This is a genomic window from Peribacillus aracenensis, assembly GCF_025175645.1.
GTDB classification, from domain to species: Bacteria; Bacillota; Bacilli; order Bacillales; family DSM-1321; genus Peribacillus; species Peribacillus aracenensis.
Window position 1 is genome coordinate 36,630 of the sequence record NZ_JANZMJ010000003.1, and the last position, 15,037, is coordinate 51,666.

The window sequence follows — 15,037 nt, forward strand, 5'->3', positions numbered from 1 at the left end:
GCCTACTTTTTAAAAAATGCTTTTTTCCCTAATGTTTCTGTGATCTTTGGAAACATGTTATACCATTTCCCAGCTAAATTCATCCAGCCAGGGAGATTGATTTCCCTCTTATTGGTCAGCATCGCCGCTACGATTTTGGCAGCGACATCTCCAGGCTTAAGCATGAATTTTTCAACATTCTTTAAGTATGTACCTGATTCATCCGCAATGTTAAAGAAATTCGTTTCTATGGGTCCAGGATTGACGGTGGTCACAAAAACATGATCGTCCATCAGCTCGAGCCGAAGTGCGTTTGAATAGCCAAGAACCGCGAACTTGGTCGAAGAGTACAATGTTGATTTAGGAGTGGCGATTTTACCGGCCTGTGAAGCTATGTTGATGATATGCCCCGCTTTTCTCAGCTTCATATACGGAAGAACCAGCTTTGTGCAGGCCATCAATCCAATGACATTGACAGCAAACATTGCTTTCGTTTCATTTAACTCCGTATCCTGTGCTTCTTTAAACGTGCCGAAACCAGCATTGTTGACCAACACATCCACTTCTCCTATTTGCGCATGGATGTCATTAAATACATTTGTCACCTGATCAGTATCTGCAACATCAAGCTTATAGGCATATGCATCAATCCCATATTGGGTGATCAGTTCATTCTTTAGCTGCAGTAATTTATCCAGGCTTCTGGCCAAGAGGACGAGACGGGCTCCCTGCTTTGCACTTTGAATGGCAACTTCCTTGCCAATCCCTCCGGAAGCACCGGTAATAACAATGACTTTACCTTGCAACTTATTCAAAAAAATGAGCCTCCTTGCGAACATTAAGCGATTGAATACAGAATGACCCCTGATTGGATTTCTGTTTCGACTTCACCCAAGTCTTCTAAATAGTCCAACTGACCGACCGTTTCCGAAAGTGTCAGGCCAACTTCCTGAAGGTATACTTTCGGGAAAAGCTGCTGACAAACTTCAAAGGCCGATAAAGGCCGATCTTGAAGCATGTTTTTCACCTGCATGGCACGGTTATGCTGCCGCTCGAATCGATATTGAATCAAGTCGGCAACCGCATCTCCTTCCACTTCAGATCCATGTCCGGAGTAAACAGTGGTGATGGAAAGATCCAATAATTTCTGAAGTGATGCATTATATTGCAGTAAAGGACGAGGCCTCATGCCTCCGGGAAGTAAAGGTGGTTCCATTAATGGATTAGGTGAGATCTTGGCAAGCAAGTGATCGCCTGCAATCATGACACCGTCACTTTCCCGGTAAAAGGATAAATGGCTTTGAGCATGCCCAGGAGTCTCGATCACTTTCCAGCCTGGAAGACCAGGGAGCTCATCTCCCTCAGCCAAATATCCATGAAGCTTCCGTTCACTAAGGAAACTGATTTCGTTGCGGTTATGGGTCAGTTCATTTTTCAGCTCTTCTGCCACTCCGAACTTTGTGGCATAATCAAGGAAAAAACGATTATGGGTTTCAAGGAATTCATCACTGATAGTCAACCAGCGCTGATTATTTTTGTGTCCATAAACCGGGATTTCCTTTTCAAAGAAATCGAGTGCACCAGCATGATCAGGATGATGATGGGTTAAAATGATTTGTTCGATATCGGTCAGTTTCAGTCCCAAATCCCCAAGCCCTTTAGTCAGGGCTTCCTTTGATCGTTTTGTTTTCACTCCCGTATCGATTAACGTTAAAGCATCCCCTTTAACTACATAAACATTCACATCACCCACTGCAAACGGCGTGGGCAAAGCAAGTTTTGCAATATCTCCATTCCAATTCGCCATTATCTTATCCACCTTAGAAAATTATATTTATATAAATCTTTTTATACGCTAAACAGGATTCCTAGTATACTTATCATGTATAATTACCATTTTACATGTATTTTAAATCACTGTCATTATTTTCACATAATTCATGTCTACTTTTTGTCGTCCTTGCATATATTATCATTGACAGAGTACTGATATATCCTTCATAATCACAAGTAATTAAAGACGGCGTGGCATTGATTAAGGCCAAGTAAATTTATGATGGCGTAAAGAGAGTGAAGCTCGGAATGTGCTGAAAGGCTTCACCGCCCCCTCATTATTGAACCTACCTTATGAGCCTTCAGGAAAACCTGACGTAATTCCCGCGTTAGAGGATTCAAGTGCAGCTTTTCTGTTTATTCGTTATGGAAAAGTTGAACAAAGGTGGTACCACGGAAGCTAGACCTTTCGTCCTTTATTGGATGAGGGGTCTTTTTGTTTTTCAAAAAAAAGGCCGAAAATACAAAAGAAAAAGGAGCGGGAAATATGGAAAAAATCGCGTTTATCGGAGCTGGATCGATGGCAGAAGCAATCATTTCAGGGCTGGTGACCCAACAGGTGATCGAACCAGCAAATATTTTTGTAACAAATAAATCAAATGATGATCGGTTCGATTATTTAAAGAACCAATATGGTGTTACTGCCACAAGATCGCTGCAGCAATTAGTACAGGATGCAAGCCTTGTCGTCCTGGCGGTGAAACCGAAAGATATTTTAGAAACGATGCAATCAATAAAAGAATACATCCGTGAGGAAATGCTGTTCATTTCCGTTGTTGCCGGGGTCCATACAACAAGCTTGGAAGGAATCGCCAACAAGCGGTTCTCGATCGTCCGTGCCATGCCTAATACATCGGCAGCTGTAGGAAAATCAGCAACGGCCCTTGCGGCTAACGGTCATACGAAGGACTCGCAATTACAAACGGCGATTACCCTTTTTGAAACGGTAGGTACGGTGGCAGTCGTAGACGAAACCCAGCTAGATGCGGTAACAGGCTTATCAGGCAGCGGCCCGGCTTATATTTATTACTTGGTAGAGGCATTGGAAAAATCGGCAGAAAAAATAGGTCTCGATTCCGAAACCGCCAAGCAATTGATTTTGCAGACACTGATGGGTGCGGCCGATATGTTACAGAAATCACCAAAAACGCCTGCCGTACTAAGAAAGGAAGTAACTTCACCAGGCGGAACGACTGAAGCAGGTCTGAAAGCACTTCAAGCACATCAAGTGGAAGAAGCATTCATTGCCTGTGTACAAGAAGCGACAGAGCAATCGAAGCGAATGGGAAATCAAATAAGTAAAGAACTAGCCAAATATGTAGTTTCGCAGTAAGACGCATGATGATGATCAGCTGTTGCCTGGCCACTCCTACAGCAGTGGCCAGGCAACAGCCCTTTATAAGATCCGCGCATCTTATAAAGGGTAACAGCGTTACTTTATAATCAGCATATCATTTTCATCGAAACTCCAATCCTTCGAATACGCAACCTCCCAATAGTAACCGTCGGGGTCTGAAAAATATCCGCTGTATCCTCCCCAAACAACATCCTGAGGTGATTTTTCAATTGTTCCCCCAGCCTTTCCAGCCTTGTCGATCACATCATCCACTTCTTCAATTGATTTAGCATTATAAGAGAGCGTAAGACCCGGGAACCCCTTTTTCTTAGGCGGTTCTTTCTCATTGATGTCTTTTACTAGCTCCTCTAAAGGATACAAAGCAAGTTTCGTTCCGGCATTATTAAAAAATACGATTGCGGGTTCGTCCTCTTTAATCGATGTACGGAATCCCAATCCGTCCCGGTAAAACCTCAATGATTCAGTAATATCCCTGACACCTAAAGTGATAATGTTGATCCTGTTCATGCTAGTCCTCCTTTTTCCATGTTTTAAGGGTAAATTCGACATCTGGATCACTTTTCCCTTTATATCTTGATTGGTTATCAGCCACACCATCACAAATGCTTCTTAAAGTTCCTAAAAGTGCTCAACAATTGCAGAAGGATCACTCCAAGGGGGATTCCACCTTGAATTGATCCTTATGCAAATTACGTAGGAATTTCACTTTCTTTGCCGAATGAATACATGTTTTGTCATCTGTAAAGGAATTCCCTCATACTTATCGAATTCAACAACCAAAAGGGGGAATCTCGATGAATACAAGTGCAGTTGCCCGGTTACTGAATGTTTCCCATAGTACGATTCAACGCTGGGTCACCCAATTGAACATGGAAGTAGAACGGAATCAGCTTGGCCACTACCAGTTTTCGGATGAAGACATTGCATTATTGAGAAAAATCCAAGATCAGCTGAACGAAGGCATCATTCTCCAAAAGGTCAGCATCTCAGAGAAAAAAATTAGAAAAGCAACCATCCAGAAACACTCCGAATCGGATAAAGAACATGATCAACTGCTAGAACGGGTCACCCGGCTTGAAAATGGGCTGAAAACAAAAGCGGACGATGTTGTATCCTATCAGCTTTTACAGCACAGAAGTGAAATGGAAGACATGCACAAACTCGTTAAGAAACTCGAAGCCCGTATCGAAGCGTTAGAAACACCAATGGGTCAGCCGTTTGATTATTTACTCGCGGCTGAAGAGGCTGCTGCCACTAAAAAGACAAAGAAAAGGCCATTTATAAAAATGATTTTTGGAAACAGAAAGAATGATAGTTCATCATGGAGCACAGCCGACAGCGATTAACATCGATTATCATTCAAGATGGATCATGAGCACCCCACGATAGCCATTTTTCTCATGCCAGGCATTTCTTCAGTAATAGGACCTGATCTAATTAATCACCCCAAAAATAAAAAGGCCCGGCCAAGGTTTAAGTCTCACCTGGGTCGGGCCTTTTCTCATCTTAAATCAACACTGCACGGTCATTGAGCATTTTTTCGCCTTTGATGCGCTGGAATTCGTTAAGCAGTTTTTCAACGGTAAGCTTCTGCTTTTCAGCACCTCTTGCTTCAAAAATGATTTGTCCTTTATCCATCATGATCAAGGAATTTCCAAGATCGATTGCCTGCTGCATATTGTGAGTCACCATCAACGTCGTTAGCTTGTTCTTTTCGACGATTTCCTTCGTCAGATTTGTAACAAGCTCTGCCCTGGAAGGATCGAGAGCGGCTGTATGTTCATCAAGAAGGAGGATTTTAGGATCAGTGAAGGTCGCCATCAACAATGATAATGCCTGGCGCTCCCCTCCTGATAATAATCCCACTTTTGCACTCATCCGATTTTCCAGGCCTAAATGAAGGGTACCCAAACATTCTTTAAAAAGTTCTTTCCGTTTTTTTGTCACCCCGAAGCCTAATCCTCTTCTATTGGTTCTGCCATAAGCGATTGCCATATTTTCTTCAATCGTCATATGTGGAGCCGTACCAAGCATGGGATCCTGAAAAACACGGCCAATCATTTTAGCACGGGCATGTTCTTCAATGGCCGATACATTTTCCCCATCAATGATGACTTCACCGGCGTCAGGGAGAATTTTGCCGGATATCATGTTCATCAGCGTCGATTTACCTGCCCCATTACTCCCGATGACTGTAATAAATTCGCCTTTTGCCATCTGCAGCTCCAGATTCCCAAGGGCTAGCTTTTCATCTGGTGTCCCTTCATTGAAGACCTTATAAATCTGATTTAACTGAAGCATATCCTTCTCCCCCTTTCGATAAAGTCCCGCCATGGCGCATCTGTATTTCTTTGAGACGCCTTTTCTTTCGGCTTTTCTCTTTTTGTTTATCGGTAATTTTCGGAATGACAAGTGCCCCTACCACAATAAGTGCCGTAATTAATTTAACATCGCCTGTTTCAAGAAATTCTACGCGAAGTGCCAAAGTTACGACGATTCGGTAAATGATCGCTCCTCCAATGACCGCAAGGGTCGCACGTGCAATCGTTTTGGAACCAAATAATGCTTCGCCAATTATAACGGATGCCAATCCGATGACGATGATTCCAATCCCCATGCCAATATCGCTAAACCCATTATATTGGGCAACCAAGGAACCCGAGAAAGCCACAAGTGCATTTCCAATCGCAAGGCCCAGGATCTTCATGTTTCCTGTATGGGCGGAAAAACTCTTGACCATCTCTTCATTATCACCCGTTGCCCGTAAAGCTAGACCGATTTCCGTTTTTAAAAAAGCTGACATCCCAGCTTGAATGATTAAAGCCACAATCAACATAACAATTAGTATGGCCCACGTTTTTGGCAAGCTATCACCAAGGCCCACGATCGATAAAAGACCATTCAACATATTGTCCATGCCAGTGCCAGCCCATGCATCCTGGATATTCGTGATAATGGTCGTTTGAGAAAGCAACGGAATGTTGGATGCACCCATGATCCTTAAATTGATGGAATAGAGGGCAATCATCATTAAGATACCTGCCAGAAGTGGATTGATTTTCCCTTTCGTATGCAGGAATCCCGTTATTGTCCCAGCAATGAAACCTGCCACCATGGCACAAAACGTGGCCATGGCTGGCGAGAAACCGTTAACGATCATAATGGCGGCCACAGAGGCACCTGTCACAAAACTGCCTTCCACAGTCATATCAGGGAAGTCGAGAATCCTGAATGTTAAATAAACACCTAGTGCCATAATCGCATAAATCATTCCCGACTCAAAAGAGTTGAATAAAGCTGAGAACATTTTTTTTCTTCCTTCCCCGAACAAAAGCAGAGTTTATTTTACAAACTCAGCATCTGCTTTCCATTCTTCTTTTATTTCAACACCCATATCTTTTGCTGCCTTTTCATTGATGACCAATTTCAGCTTTTGTGGATATTGAACTGCGATATCTCCAGGCTTTTTGCCATCCTTCAAGATTTCAACCGCTTTTTGCCCCGCTTCATAACCAATATCATAGTAACTGAATCCATATGCTGCAAAACCACCAGCATTCACGGAATCAAGCTCACCAACAAACAATGGAATATCTTTATCATTTGCCACCGAAATGACCGATTCCAGTGCTGAAACAACGGTATTATCAGTAATGATATAGAAAGCATCGGCTTTTCCGATTAATGATTCCGTTGCCTGTTTAACCTCGGCTGAAGTGGACACGGATGCTTCAACGACTTTCAAGCCCGCTTTTTTTGCTTCCGCTTTCACGTTTTTTATTTGGACGACGGAGTTTTGCTCCCCTGTATTATAAACGGTCCCAATTGTCTTGGCGCCAAGTTCTTCTGCCAGGAATTTCATTGATTTGGCAATGGCTTCAGGATGGGAATCCGTCGTACCCGTCACATTTCCGCCTGGCTTATCCAAAGATGTAACGAGCTCCGCCGCTACAGGATCGGTAACCGATGTAAAAACGATTGGTATATCCTTTGTCGCATTCAAAGCGCTAAGAGCACTAGGAGTAGAATTGGCAAAGATTAAATCCACTTTATCCCCAACAAAGTTATTGGCGATCGTTTGACTATTATTTTGGTCACCCTGTGCAATTTGAAGATCATATTTGGCATTGATGTCACTATCCTTCAATGCCGCCTGGAACCCTTCATAAGCCTGGTCCAGGGAATCATGCTGAACGATTTGTGTTACTCCAATGTTGAAGGTATCCTTTTTGCTTTCATCCTTTGCCGTATCTTTTTCCTTGTCATTTCCACACCCAGCCAATAATAATCCTGCGACCAATGTCATAGCTGCAGTTGAATATAATTTCTTTTTCATATTTTCCCCCCGCTTTTTTCTTATTTAAGATTAGGCTTTTTCTAGCGACGTCAACTTTTTCGCTTTTATTTCCTAAATTATAATCGTTTAGTCCCAATTATTCCAATATATTTTTTAACTTTTTAGAATTTTTTGAGTTCTAAATATAAAACATAAAAAAAGCTGCTTTGAAAGGGATGGTAACTTTCAAAGCAGCTTTATGGAAAAATCAGTGTTCGACAACTTGGCTGACAATTTCGGTAACTGTAGTACGATCGATTTTTTCTTTGCCTTCTTTTAGGGCTTTCAATGTGGCCTTTGCCAATTCCAAGGGTATTTTACAGAATTGGATGATCTCTTTCGTTTCAATCTCTCCAATGTACACATCGGCTAATGCAAGATTATGTTCCGTATGGGCAAGCATCTCGTCGAAACCCCAGCCATCCGGATAAAAGTTCACACCACGTTCTGCATCTTCCTCACGGTTACGCAGGATATTGACCGTTTGGAGTCCGCGTCCAAATGCGATGGCAAGTTCGCGGTCCGTTTCGGTTCCATCGTACCAGTTCCACATATCAGACAGCATGACCCCCACTAAACCTGCAACATAATATGTGTAATCATCGAGTTCCTCTTCATTATGGATTTGCCAGTCCATAGTAACCCATTTTGCCATGCCTTCGGCCATTTCCTTTGTCGATTCCAAGACTTTGTCTTTTGCACCGGAAGGACAAAATTCAATCCAGTCCGAAAGAAACAGGGTCACCTCGGGAAGATCATCCTTATATGGTTCAAATAACGATTGAAGATCTTCTTCCCTGAAATCCGCATCAAGCAACTCACTAAGAGCCTTTAAAAGGGAAACCTTAATATCTGCAGGAAGACCGGGGTGATCCTCGATCTCATCGATGGCGCGCATGCAAAGGTACGCAGCTCCAATAGCCTCTTGCAATCCCTTTGGAAGATAGCTGATTGGAATGAAAAAAGTCCGGCTTGTTTTTAGGAGAAAATCCATTGCTTTAGTATGTAGGTCACTTTTGTCAGTCATATTTACACTCCTTTAAATATCCAATGAACAATTGATTAATTATATCAAACATTGGCTTTGATTTCAGCTGCCCGATTCCCCTGAATACAAAGGAACTTTAATTGCCATTAGATCTTCACCCATAATCGTGTTTGCAAAGACCGCTTTGCTTTCCTCTTTTAGCCTCTCGGCATCCTCCGGAGTATACCGTGAGCTGATATGCGTAAGGATTAGATTCTTAGCTCCCGCTTTCAAAGCCGTTTCTGCAGCCTGAATCGTGGTCGAATGATAATAGGCTGATGCCATTTCGGATTCTTCCGCTGAAAATGTAGCTTCATGAACAAGGTAATCCGCCGATTCAGCAAGAATGAGCGCATTGCTGCACATTCTTGTATCACCAAGAATCGTGATGATCCGTCCTTTTTGCGGAGCACTGAGATAGTCCTTCCCATTTAAGACACGGCCATCATCGAGACAGACTGTTTGTCCATTTTTCAATGCTTTAAAAAGAGGCCCCGGCTTCACACCTTCAGAACGCAGCCGGTCGACCAGTAAGCTTCCTGGACGATCTTTTTCAACAATCCGGTAACCGATGCTGTAAATGCCATGATCAAGCGACATGGCCGTGACTGTGAATTGTTCATCCTCAAACACTGCGCCTTCTTCAATTTCGATGATTTCCAAGGGATATTTTAAATGAGTTCCACTCACCTGTAAGCTCGTCTTAATAAATGCATCTATTCCTTGTGGACCATATACGGTCAATTTATCCACACCGCCCTGAAAAGATCTGCTGCTTAAAAATCCAGGCAGTCCGAAGATATGGTCACCATGTAAATGGGTGATGAAGATCTTTTCAACCTTTCGCGGCTTGACCGCGGTTTTTAATATTTGATGCTGTGTTGCTTCCCCACAATCGAATAACCAAACCGTCCCTCGTTCTTCCAATAATTGCAGGGCGATTGATGTCACATTACGCGCTTTAGCCGGAACGCCGGCGCCTGTACCCAATAAAACGAAATCCACTCATACTACCTCCGTTGCAAATGCTTCTTTATGATTAACTATAGCATAACCAAAGCCCTGTTTCATTTATGACCCCTAAAAACCGAAACCAAATTAAACTTTTAATGAAATATGAGAAAAAATGCGCAAATTGATTGCTTTGAGGGAAAGCTAAACGTAAAATTAGAAATTGGTACACATACGGGAATTCCAACTTTATAGACAGATTTAACGGAAAGTTGAGGTTTTAACATGACAGAAAACAATAAACCCACAGCACTTATCATGATTTTTGGTGCTACCGGAGATTTAGCGAAAAGGAAATTGTTTCCTTCCATATATCGACTATTTCAAAAAGAGAAAATAAATAAGTTCGCAGTGGTTGGAGTAGCAAGGAGGCCATTGACGAATGAGGAGTTCCAAAAAAGTGTCAAGGATTCCATACTTACTTTCGGACATGCAAAAGAAAAGGTCGACGAATTCATTTCCCATTTCCATTATCACTCCCATGATGTCTCCAGTTCGGAATCATATCTGCAGTTGAAGGACATTGCCGAAAAATTGGACGGACAATATCAATTAGAAGGAAACCGGATCTTCTATTTGGCGATGGCACCCGAGTTTTTCGGAACGATTGCCGAACAGATTAAAGCTCAAGGCCTGACCGACACGAATGGATATAAGCGCCTTGTCATAGAAAAGCCGTTTGGACACAGTTTCGAAACAGCACAAAAATTGAATGGGCAGATTCGAACGGCATTCGCTGAAGATGAAATCTACCGTATCGATCATTATTTAGGTAAAGAAATGGTACAAAATATTGAGGTCATACGTTTTTCAAATGCCCTATTCGAGCCGCTTTGGAATAACAGATATATATCCAATATCCAGGTTACTTCAAGCGAAACACTTGGCGTTGAAGAACGTGGACGTTACTATGAAACCAGCGGTGCCCTAAGGGATATGGTCCAAAATCATCTGCTCCAAATGGTGGCCTTACTTGCCATGGAACCCCCGATCGCTTTGACGACAGAAGAGATTCGAAGCGAAAAAGTGCGGGCATTGCGCTCACTTCGACCAATGAAAGTGGACGAAGTCAATCAATACTTCGTCCGTGGCCAATATGGGGAAGGAACGATAGACGGTCAAACACTTCCGGCCTACCGCAATGAACATAATGTAGATCCCGAATCCAACACTGAGACCTATGTGGCGGGTAAATTGATGATTGATAACTTCCGTTGGGCCGGTGTTCCTTTTTATATCCGTACCGGTAAGAGGATGGATGTCAAATCAACGAATATCGTCGTTCAATTCAAAGATATCCCAATGAATCTGTATTATAAAACGGAAGAAACGCTGAACCCGAATCTTCTCGTTATCCATATCCAGCCTGACGAAGGGATCACACTGTACTTAAATGTTAAGAAATCCGGGACGACATCCAATACAAAGCCAGTAAAACTGACCGTCTCCAACAAAGGGATCGAACACATCAATTCTCCTGAGGCATATGAAAAGCTATTGTTTGACAGCATGCGCGGGGATGCTACCAACTTTACGCACTGGGACGAGGTTGCCCTATCATGGAAGTTCGTCGATACCATTTCCAATGCATGGGAAAATACTAAGGACGAGTCTTTCCCTAACTATGAAGCGGGATCCACAGGTCCGCTGGCATCCGATGAACTCCTGGAAGAAGACGGACATATTTGGTGGGAAATCAAGAATAACGAAAATGATATTGACTGAAATGAAGAAGGGATGCAGATTTGAATCTGCATCCCTTCTTCATTCATGAAACACTTTTCCTCAGCAATTTATTCCGGATAATATCAAACATTTCCTTGGGCTTAGACATTTCTTCCTCTATTTCTGAATTAAGCCAAAAGGAAACACCAGATTCTAAGGCAATGGAAAATAAAAAAATGGCTACAGCCCACCAGATGATGAACATAAGTCTCCGCTCCTTCTCTCTTCTTTCTGCCTACTGTATCCTACGGTCCGACCAACTCTTTCAATGTTTATATTCCTTTTTCCGCAGGTGTTTAAACCTAAAAAGCAAGGATGAATGACATACATCATACTACATTTTCCCTAAAAAGGGTAAAATAATTGGAACTATTTACAATTAGTTCATTTTTACCATTTTTACCCTCATAAAAAAAAGAATGCTAAATCCTTGCTAAGGTTACACTAGAAAAGGTGCCAGAGGACGGCACCACTAACTTCGGTGTGGAGGGATTAAACTTATGGACATTCGTGAAGGATTAATTCCAACAGCGTTGGGCACAGCCGTGACAGCTGCGGGTTATGCAATGAAGCAGACCCGGGGCTCAAACAAAATGGTTGCTAATACGGTTTTTGGTTTCGGTTTGGCACATGTTGTATTAGGGGTCATCGACCTTGTAGAGCATCGGAGATAGCAAAAAAAGAGGGCGCATGGAAGCGCCCTTTTCTTCTGTGCATCCGAGGTACTTAAACATGATGAATATTACAACCAAAAAAAGCCGGTATAAAAGGGGATCCCCTTTTATACCGGCTTGAACTTTTTATTTTTCCATCCATTCGGTATGGAACGTTCCTTCTTTATCAATACGTTGATAAGTATGAGCTCCAAAATAGTCACGCTGAGCTTGAATCAGGTTAGCTGGCAGCGTTTCTGTGCGATAGCTGTCGAAATAGGCAAGTGCTGATGACAAGCAAGGAACCGGAATTCCGTTCATCACAGCCGTTGACACTACCTCACGTAAAGCTCCTTGATAGCTTTCGACGATCCCTTGGAAGTATGGATCTAAAAGAAGATTGTTCAAGTTCGCTTCACGATCGTACGCCTCTTTGATTTTTTGGAGGAATTGTGCACGAATGATACAGCCGCCACGGAAAATCATCGCGATTTCCCCATATTGCAAGTTCCAGTCATTTTCTTCTGATGCTGCTTTCATTTGTGCAAATCCTTGTGCATATGAACAGATTTTGCTCATATAAAGTGCTTTACGGATATTTTCTATCAAAGCCTTTTTGTCGCCTGTAAATGATTCGGCTTTTGGACCACGAAGGATTTTACTCGCTTCAACACGCTCGTCCTTGATTGCTGAAATAAACCGGGCAAACACGGATTCCGTAATGATTGGAAGCGGAACGCCAAGATCAAGCGCACTTTGACTTGTCCATTTCCCCGTACCTTTTTGGCCAGCTTTATCTAAAATGACATCGACCATCGGCTTACCGGTTTCTTCATCATATTTTTTGAAAATATCAGCAGTAATTTCAATTAAATAGCTGTCAAGTTCCCCTTGATTCCATTCAGTAAAGACTTCATGAAATTCTTCGGCAGATAATCCAAGGAGATTTTTCAAAAGGAAATATGATTCGGAAATCAACTGCATGTCCCCGTATTCAATACCATTATGTACCATTTTAACATAATGACCTGCTCCATCCGGTCCGATATACGTACAGCAAGCATCACCGTCGACCTTAGCTGAAATATCCTTCAAAATCGGTGCAACAAGTTCATATGCTTCTTTTTGACCTCCAGGCATGATGGATGGACCTGTTAGAGCTCCTTCTTCCCCTCCTGAGACGCCTGTACCGATGAAATGAATGCCAAGCTTGCTTAATTCCTCATTGCGGCGCTGAGTGTCCTTGAAGAAGGTATTCCCTCCATCAATAACGATATCGCCTTTTTCAAGTAACGGTTTTAATTGCTCGATCGTTGCATCTGTTGCCGCCCCGGCTTTAACCATCAATAAAATTTTGCGTGGCGTTTCCAAAGAATTGACGAATTCTTCAAGCGTATAAGCGGCTGTTACGTTTTTGCCTTCCGCTTCCTTCATCATTTCGTCCGTTTTTGATCCTGAGCGATTATACACGGAAATTGAATATCCCCTGCTTTCAATATTAAATGCAAGGTTCTTGCCCATTACGGCTAGTCCGATAACGCCAATCTGTTGTTTTGTCATGCTTCATCTTTCCCTTCTCTATATCTTTACACAGCTTGTACGCTATTCTTTGTCAAAAGAAGGATCATTCCTCCTGGATTGCCCAAAGAAATCTTTGCTGAAGCTAGTGTCTGTTCCAATTGAACGGTTTTTCAAGGGTAATCCCTTTTTAATAATATTTTCTCCGTACTTATTTTGCAAGTGTTCCATCGCTTCATACAGAGGTTCTTTTTCTGCATCCTCTTGAAAGGAGAAAATATCCAGTTGCTTGAAGGCCGACTCTTTTTCGATGACATCATAGGCCGTGACACCAAGAAGCCTGATTCCTTCCCCATTCCAATTTTTCATAAAGAGATCGATAGCTCCATCCAAAATATCCTTTTTTTCAAAAACTGGATTAGGGACCGTTCTGCTTCTCGTTATTGTGCGGCGGTCTTTGTAACGAATCGTCACACCTATTTTTTGACCAAGCAGGCGTTTATTTCTCAAACGGGCTGCTACCTTCCCGGATAGCTTATCCAGTACACCGATCAGTTCTTTTTGATTGGTGGAGTCATGCGGAAGAGTTGTAGAGTTCCCAATGCTCTTATGCTCAAAAATCGCTTCGGGATCCACTGCCCTTTGGTCGATTCCATTAGCCCTATCTTTCAAACGGATGCCATTGATCCCTAGAAGCTGTTTAAGTTGCCTATCATTGGCATGTGCAAGGTCCCTGATCGTCATTATCCCGATAGTTCGAAGCTTTTCCGAGGTCTTATCCCCGATGCCATGCATTTGGCCAACTTGTAAAGGCCAGAGCTTTTCCGAAATGTCCCGTTTCCTTAACACAGTGATTCCCATTGGCTTCTTCATATCAGAAGCAGTTTTGGCCAAAAATTTATTAGGGGCAATCCCGATGCTGCAAGGGAGATCCATCGTATTAAAAATTCTTTCCTGAATGCTATTGGCTATATCTAAAGGAGATCCCAATTCGGCGCATTCACTAATATCCAGATACCCCTCATCTATCGAAACCGGTTCAACCATCTCTGTATATTGTCTTAAAACATCAAAAATAGCCAGCGATGCCTTTCGATAACGCTCGAAATTCGGTTTCTGAATGACTAATTGAGGACATAGTTTTTTCGCCTGCCAAATCGGCATGGTCGTTTTAACCCCGAACTTCCTCGCCTCATAGCTGCAGGTGACGATTATGCCCCTTCTCTCTTCAACATTGCCAGCAATGGCAAGCGGTTTGCCTTTTAATGAAACATCATATGACATTTCCACTGAAGCATAGAAACTATTCATGTCTACATGGAGAATGACCCTGCCATTTTTGGGATACATGTCCTTCATGTTTGACCGTCACATCCTTGTAAAATTAAAAAATACCGGATAATAGGCCCAATAAAAAATCACTTCTATTAAGGTACCCCTATTTATCTTTGGTAACCACGTTGAAAGATGCTTCCACTCCAAGAAAAACAGCCATCATGTCATTGATGACTGTTCATATATTCCTTCAATACTGTTAACACCTTGGCAAATATATACGAGTTTTTGCCGATCAATGATCGTAATCAAAAGGCAACCCC

15 protein-coding genes are annotated in these 15,037 nt (G+C 42.5%); 4 read left to right on the plus strand and 11 right to left on the minus strand.

From position 1 onward, the window contains the following. Window positions 1–2 precede the first annotated feature (2 nt). Both N0M92_RS04385 and N0M92_RS04390 read right to left on the minus strand, forming a co-directional pair. The gene (locus N0M92_RS04385) at window positions 3–818 is read right to left on the minus strand and encodes an SDR family NAD(P)-dependent oxidoreductase (protein WP_192205418.1); all 816 of its coding nucleotides are present in this window, start codon (window positions 816–818) and stop codon (window positions 3–5) included. Then, entirely contained in the window at window positions 818–1,786 is a 969-nt protein-coding gene (locus N0M92_RS04390) for an MBL fold metallo-hydrolase (protein ID WP_260284632.1), read from the minus strand. Before N0M92_RS04390 ends, N0M92_RS04385 begins: the two co-directional genes overlap by 1 nt. A gap of 513 nt (window positions 1,787–2,299) precedes the next feature. Here N0M92_RS04390 and proC point away from each other — a divergent pair. Next, the gene (proC, locus tag N0M92_RS04395; protein ID WP_260284633.1) at window positions 2,300–3,145 is read left to right on the plus strand and encodes a pyrroline-5-carboxylate reductase; all 846 of its coding nucleotides are present in this window, start codon (window positions 2,300–2,302) and stop codon (window positions 3,143–3,145) included. Window positions 3,146–3,244: 99 nt separating this feature from the next. Here the strand turns inward: proC and N0M92_RS04400 are convergent, their stop codons facing one another. Then, the gene (locus tag N0M92_RS04400) at window positions 3,245–3,676 is read right to left on the minus strand and encodes a VOC family protein (protein WP_260284634.1); all 432 of its coding nucleotides are present in this window, start codon (window positions 3,674–3,676) and stop codon (window positions 3,245–3,247) included. Between the two features lie 287 nt (window positions 3,677–3,963). Between N0M92_RS04400 and N0M92_RS04405 the strand changes: the two genes are divergently transcribed. After that, complete coding sequence (locus tag N0M92_RS04405; RefSeq protein WP_260284635.1) at window positions 3,964–4,515, plus strand: MerR family transcriptional regulator; 552 nt, start codon at window positions 3,964–3,966, stop codon at window positions 4,513–4,515. Between the two features lie 160 nt (window positions 4,516–4,675). Here the strand turns inward: N0M92_RS04405 and N0M92_RS04410 are convergent, their stop codons facing one another. The 5 genes from N0M92_RS04410 to rnz form a co-directional block, all read right to left on the minus strand. Then, window positions 4,676–5,470, minus strand: a complete 795-nt coding sequence (locus N0M92_RS04410; protein WP_260284636.1) for an ABC transporter ATP-binding protein — start codon at window positions 5,468–5,470, stop codon at window positions 4,676–4,678. Continuing rightward, window positions 5,445–6,476 (minus strand): ABC transporter permease, encoded by a 1,032-nt coding sequence (locus tag N0M92_RS04415; RefSeq protein WP_260284637.1) that lies wholly within the window; start codon window positions 6,474–6,476, stop codon window positions 5,445–5,447. Before N0M92_RS04415 ends, N0M92_RS04410 begins: the two co-directional genes overlap by 26 nt. A gap of 33 nt (window positions 6,477–6,509) precedes the next feature. Then, window positions 6,510–7,505, minus strand: a complete 996-nt coding sequence (locus tag N0M92_RS04420) for an ABC transporter substrate-binding protein (protein WP_076365486.1) — start codon at window positions 7,503–7,505, stop codon at window positions 6,510–6,512. Between the two features lie 208 nt (window positions 7,506–7,713). Next, entirely contained in the window at window positions 7,714–8,532 is an 819-nt protein-coding gene (locus N0M92_RS04425) for a phytoene/squalene synthase family protein (protein ID WP_260284638.1), read from the minus strand. A 63-nt stretch (window positions 8,533–8,595) separates the two neighbouring features. Continuing rightward, on the minus strand, window positions 8,596–9,537 hold the full coding sequence (gene rnz / locus N0M92_RS04430) for a ribonuclease Z (RefSeq protein ID WP_260284639.1): 942 nt from the start codon (window positions 9,535–9,537) through the stop codon (window positions 8,596–8,598). 231 nt (window positions 9,538–9,768) lie between these two features. Between rnz and zwf the strand changes: the two genes are divergently transcribed. Beyond that, entirely contained in the window at window positions 9,769–11,268 is a 1,500-nt protein-coding gene (gene zwf, locus N0M92_RS04435) for a glucose-6-phosphate dehydrogenase (protein WP_260284640.1), read from the plus strand. A 43-nt stretch (window positions 11,269–11,311) separates the two neighbouring features. Here zwf and N0M92_RS04440 read toward each other — a convergent pair whose 3' ends face one another. Further along, complete coding sequence (locus tag N0M92_RS04440) at window positions 11,312–11,473, minus strand: hypothetical protein (protein WP_260284641.1); 162 nt, start codon at window positions 11,471–11,473, stop codon at window positions 11,312–11,314. Window positions 11,474–11,768: 295 nt separating this feature from the next. Between N0M92_RS04440 and N0M92_RS04445 the strand changes: the two genes are divergently transcribed. Continuing rightward, window positions 11,769–11,942, plus strand: a complete 174-nt coding sequence (locus tag N0M92_RS04445; protein ID WP_034308217.1) for a hypothetical protein — start codon at window positions 11,769–11,771, stop codon at window positions 11,940–11,942. Between the two features lie 126 nt (window positions 11,943–12,068). Here the strand turns inward: N0M92_RS04445 and gndA are convergent, their stop codons facing one another. Continuing rightward, window positions 12,069–13,481 carry an NADP-dependent phosphogluconate dehydrogenase gene (gene gndA / locus N0M92_RS04450; RefSeq protein WP_260284642.1) on the minus strand — a complete coding sequence of 471 codons (1,413 nt, stop codon included), beginning with the start codon at window positions 13,479–13,481 and terminating at the stop codon, window positions 12,069–12,071. 42 nt (window positions 13,482–13,523) lie between these two features. Beyond that, complete coding sequence (locus tag N0M92_RS04455) at window positions 13,524–14,798, minus strand: DNA polymerase IV (protein ID WP_260284643.1); 1,275 nt, start codon at window positions 14,796–14,798, stop codon at window positions 13,524–13,526. Between the last annotated feature and the right edge of the window lie 239 nt (window positions 14,799–15,037).

Excerpts from the sequence above, each read along its gene's own strand:
- N0M92_RS04405 (WP_260284635.1), top strand. The coding sequence starts at position 3,964 with ATGAATACAAGTGCAGTTGCCCGGTTACTGAATGTTTCCCATAGTACG.
- N0M92_RS04455 (WP_260284643.1), bottom strand. The coding sequence starts at position 14,798 with ATGAAGGACATGTATCCCAAAAATGGCAGGGTCATTCTCCATGTAGAC.
- N0M92_RS04415 (WP_260284637.1), bottom strand. The coding sequence starts at position 6,476 with ATGTTCTCAGCTTTATTCAACTCTTTTGAGTCGGGAATGATTTATGCG.
- N0M92_RS04420 (WP_076365486.1), bottom strand. The coding sequence starts at position 7,505 with ATGAAAAAGAAATTATATTCAACTGCAGCTATGACATTGGTCGCAGGA.
- N0M92_RS04400 (WP_260284634.1), bottom strand. The coding sequence starts at position 3,676 with ATGAACAGGATCAACATTATCACTTTAGGTGTCAGGGATATTACTGAA.
- N0M92_RS04445 (WP_034308217.1), top strand. The coding sequence starts at position 11,769 with ATGGACATTCGTGAAGGATTAATTCCAACAGCGTTGGGCACAGCCGTG.
- N0M92_RS04385 (WP_192205418.1), bottom strand. The coding sequence starts at position 818 with ATGTTCGCAAGGAGGCTCATTTTTTTGAATAAGTTGCAAGGTAAAGTC.
- N0M92_RS04425 (WP_260284638.1), bottom strand. The coding sequence starts at position 8,532 with ATGACTGACAAAAGTGACCTACATACTAAAGCAATGGATTTTCTCCTA.
- proC (WP_260284633.1), top strand. The coding sequence starts at position 2,300 with ATGGAAAAAATCGCGTTTATCGGAGCTGGATCGATGGCAGAAGCAATC.
- N0M92_RS04410 (WP_260284636.1), bottom strand. The coding sequence starts at position 5,470 with ATGCTTCAGTTAAATCAGATTTATAAGGTCTTCAATGAAGGGACACCA.
- zwf (WP_260284640.1), top strand. The coding sequence starts at position 9,769 with ATGACAGAAAACAATAAACCCACAGCACTTATCATGATTTTTGGTGCT.
- gndA (WP_260284642.1), bottom strand. The coding sequence starts at position 13,481 with ATGACAAAACAACAGATTGGCGTTATCGGACTAGCCGTAATGGGCAAG.
- N0M92_RS04390 (WP_260284632.1), bottom strand. The coding sequence starts at position 1,786 with ATGGCGAATTGGAATGGAGATATTGCAAAACTTGCTTTGCCCACGCCG.
- N0M92_RS04440 (WP_260284641.1), bottom strand. The coding sequence starts at position 11,473 with ATGTTCATCATCTGGTGGGCTGTAGCCATTTTTTTATTTTCCATTGCC.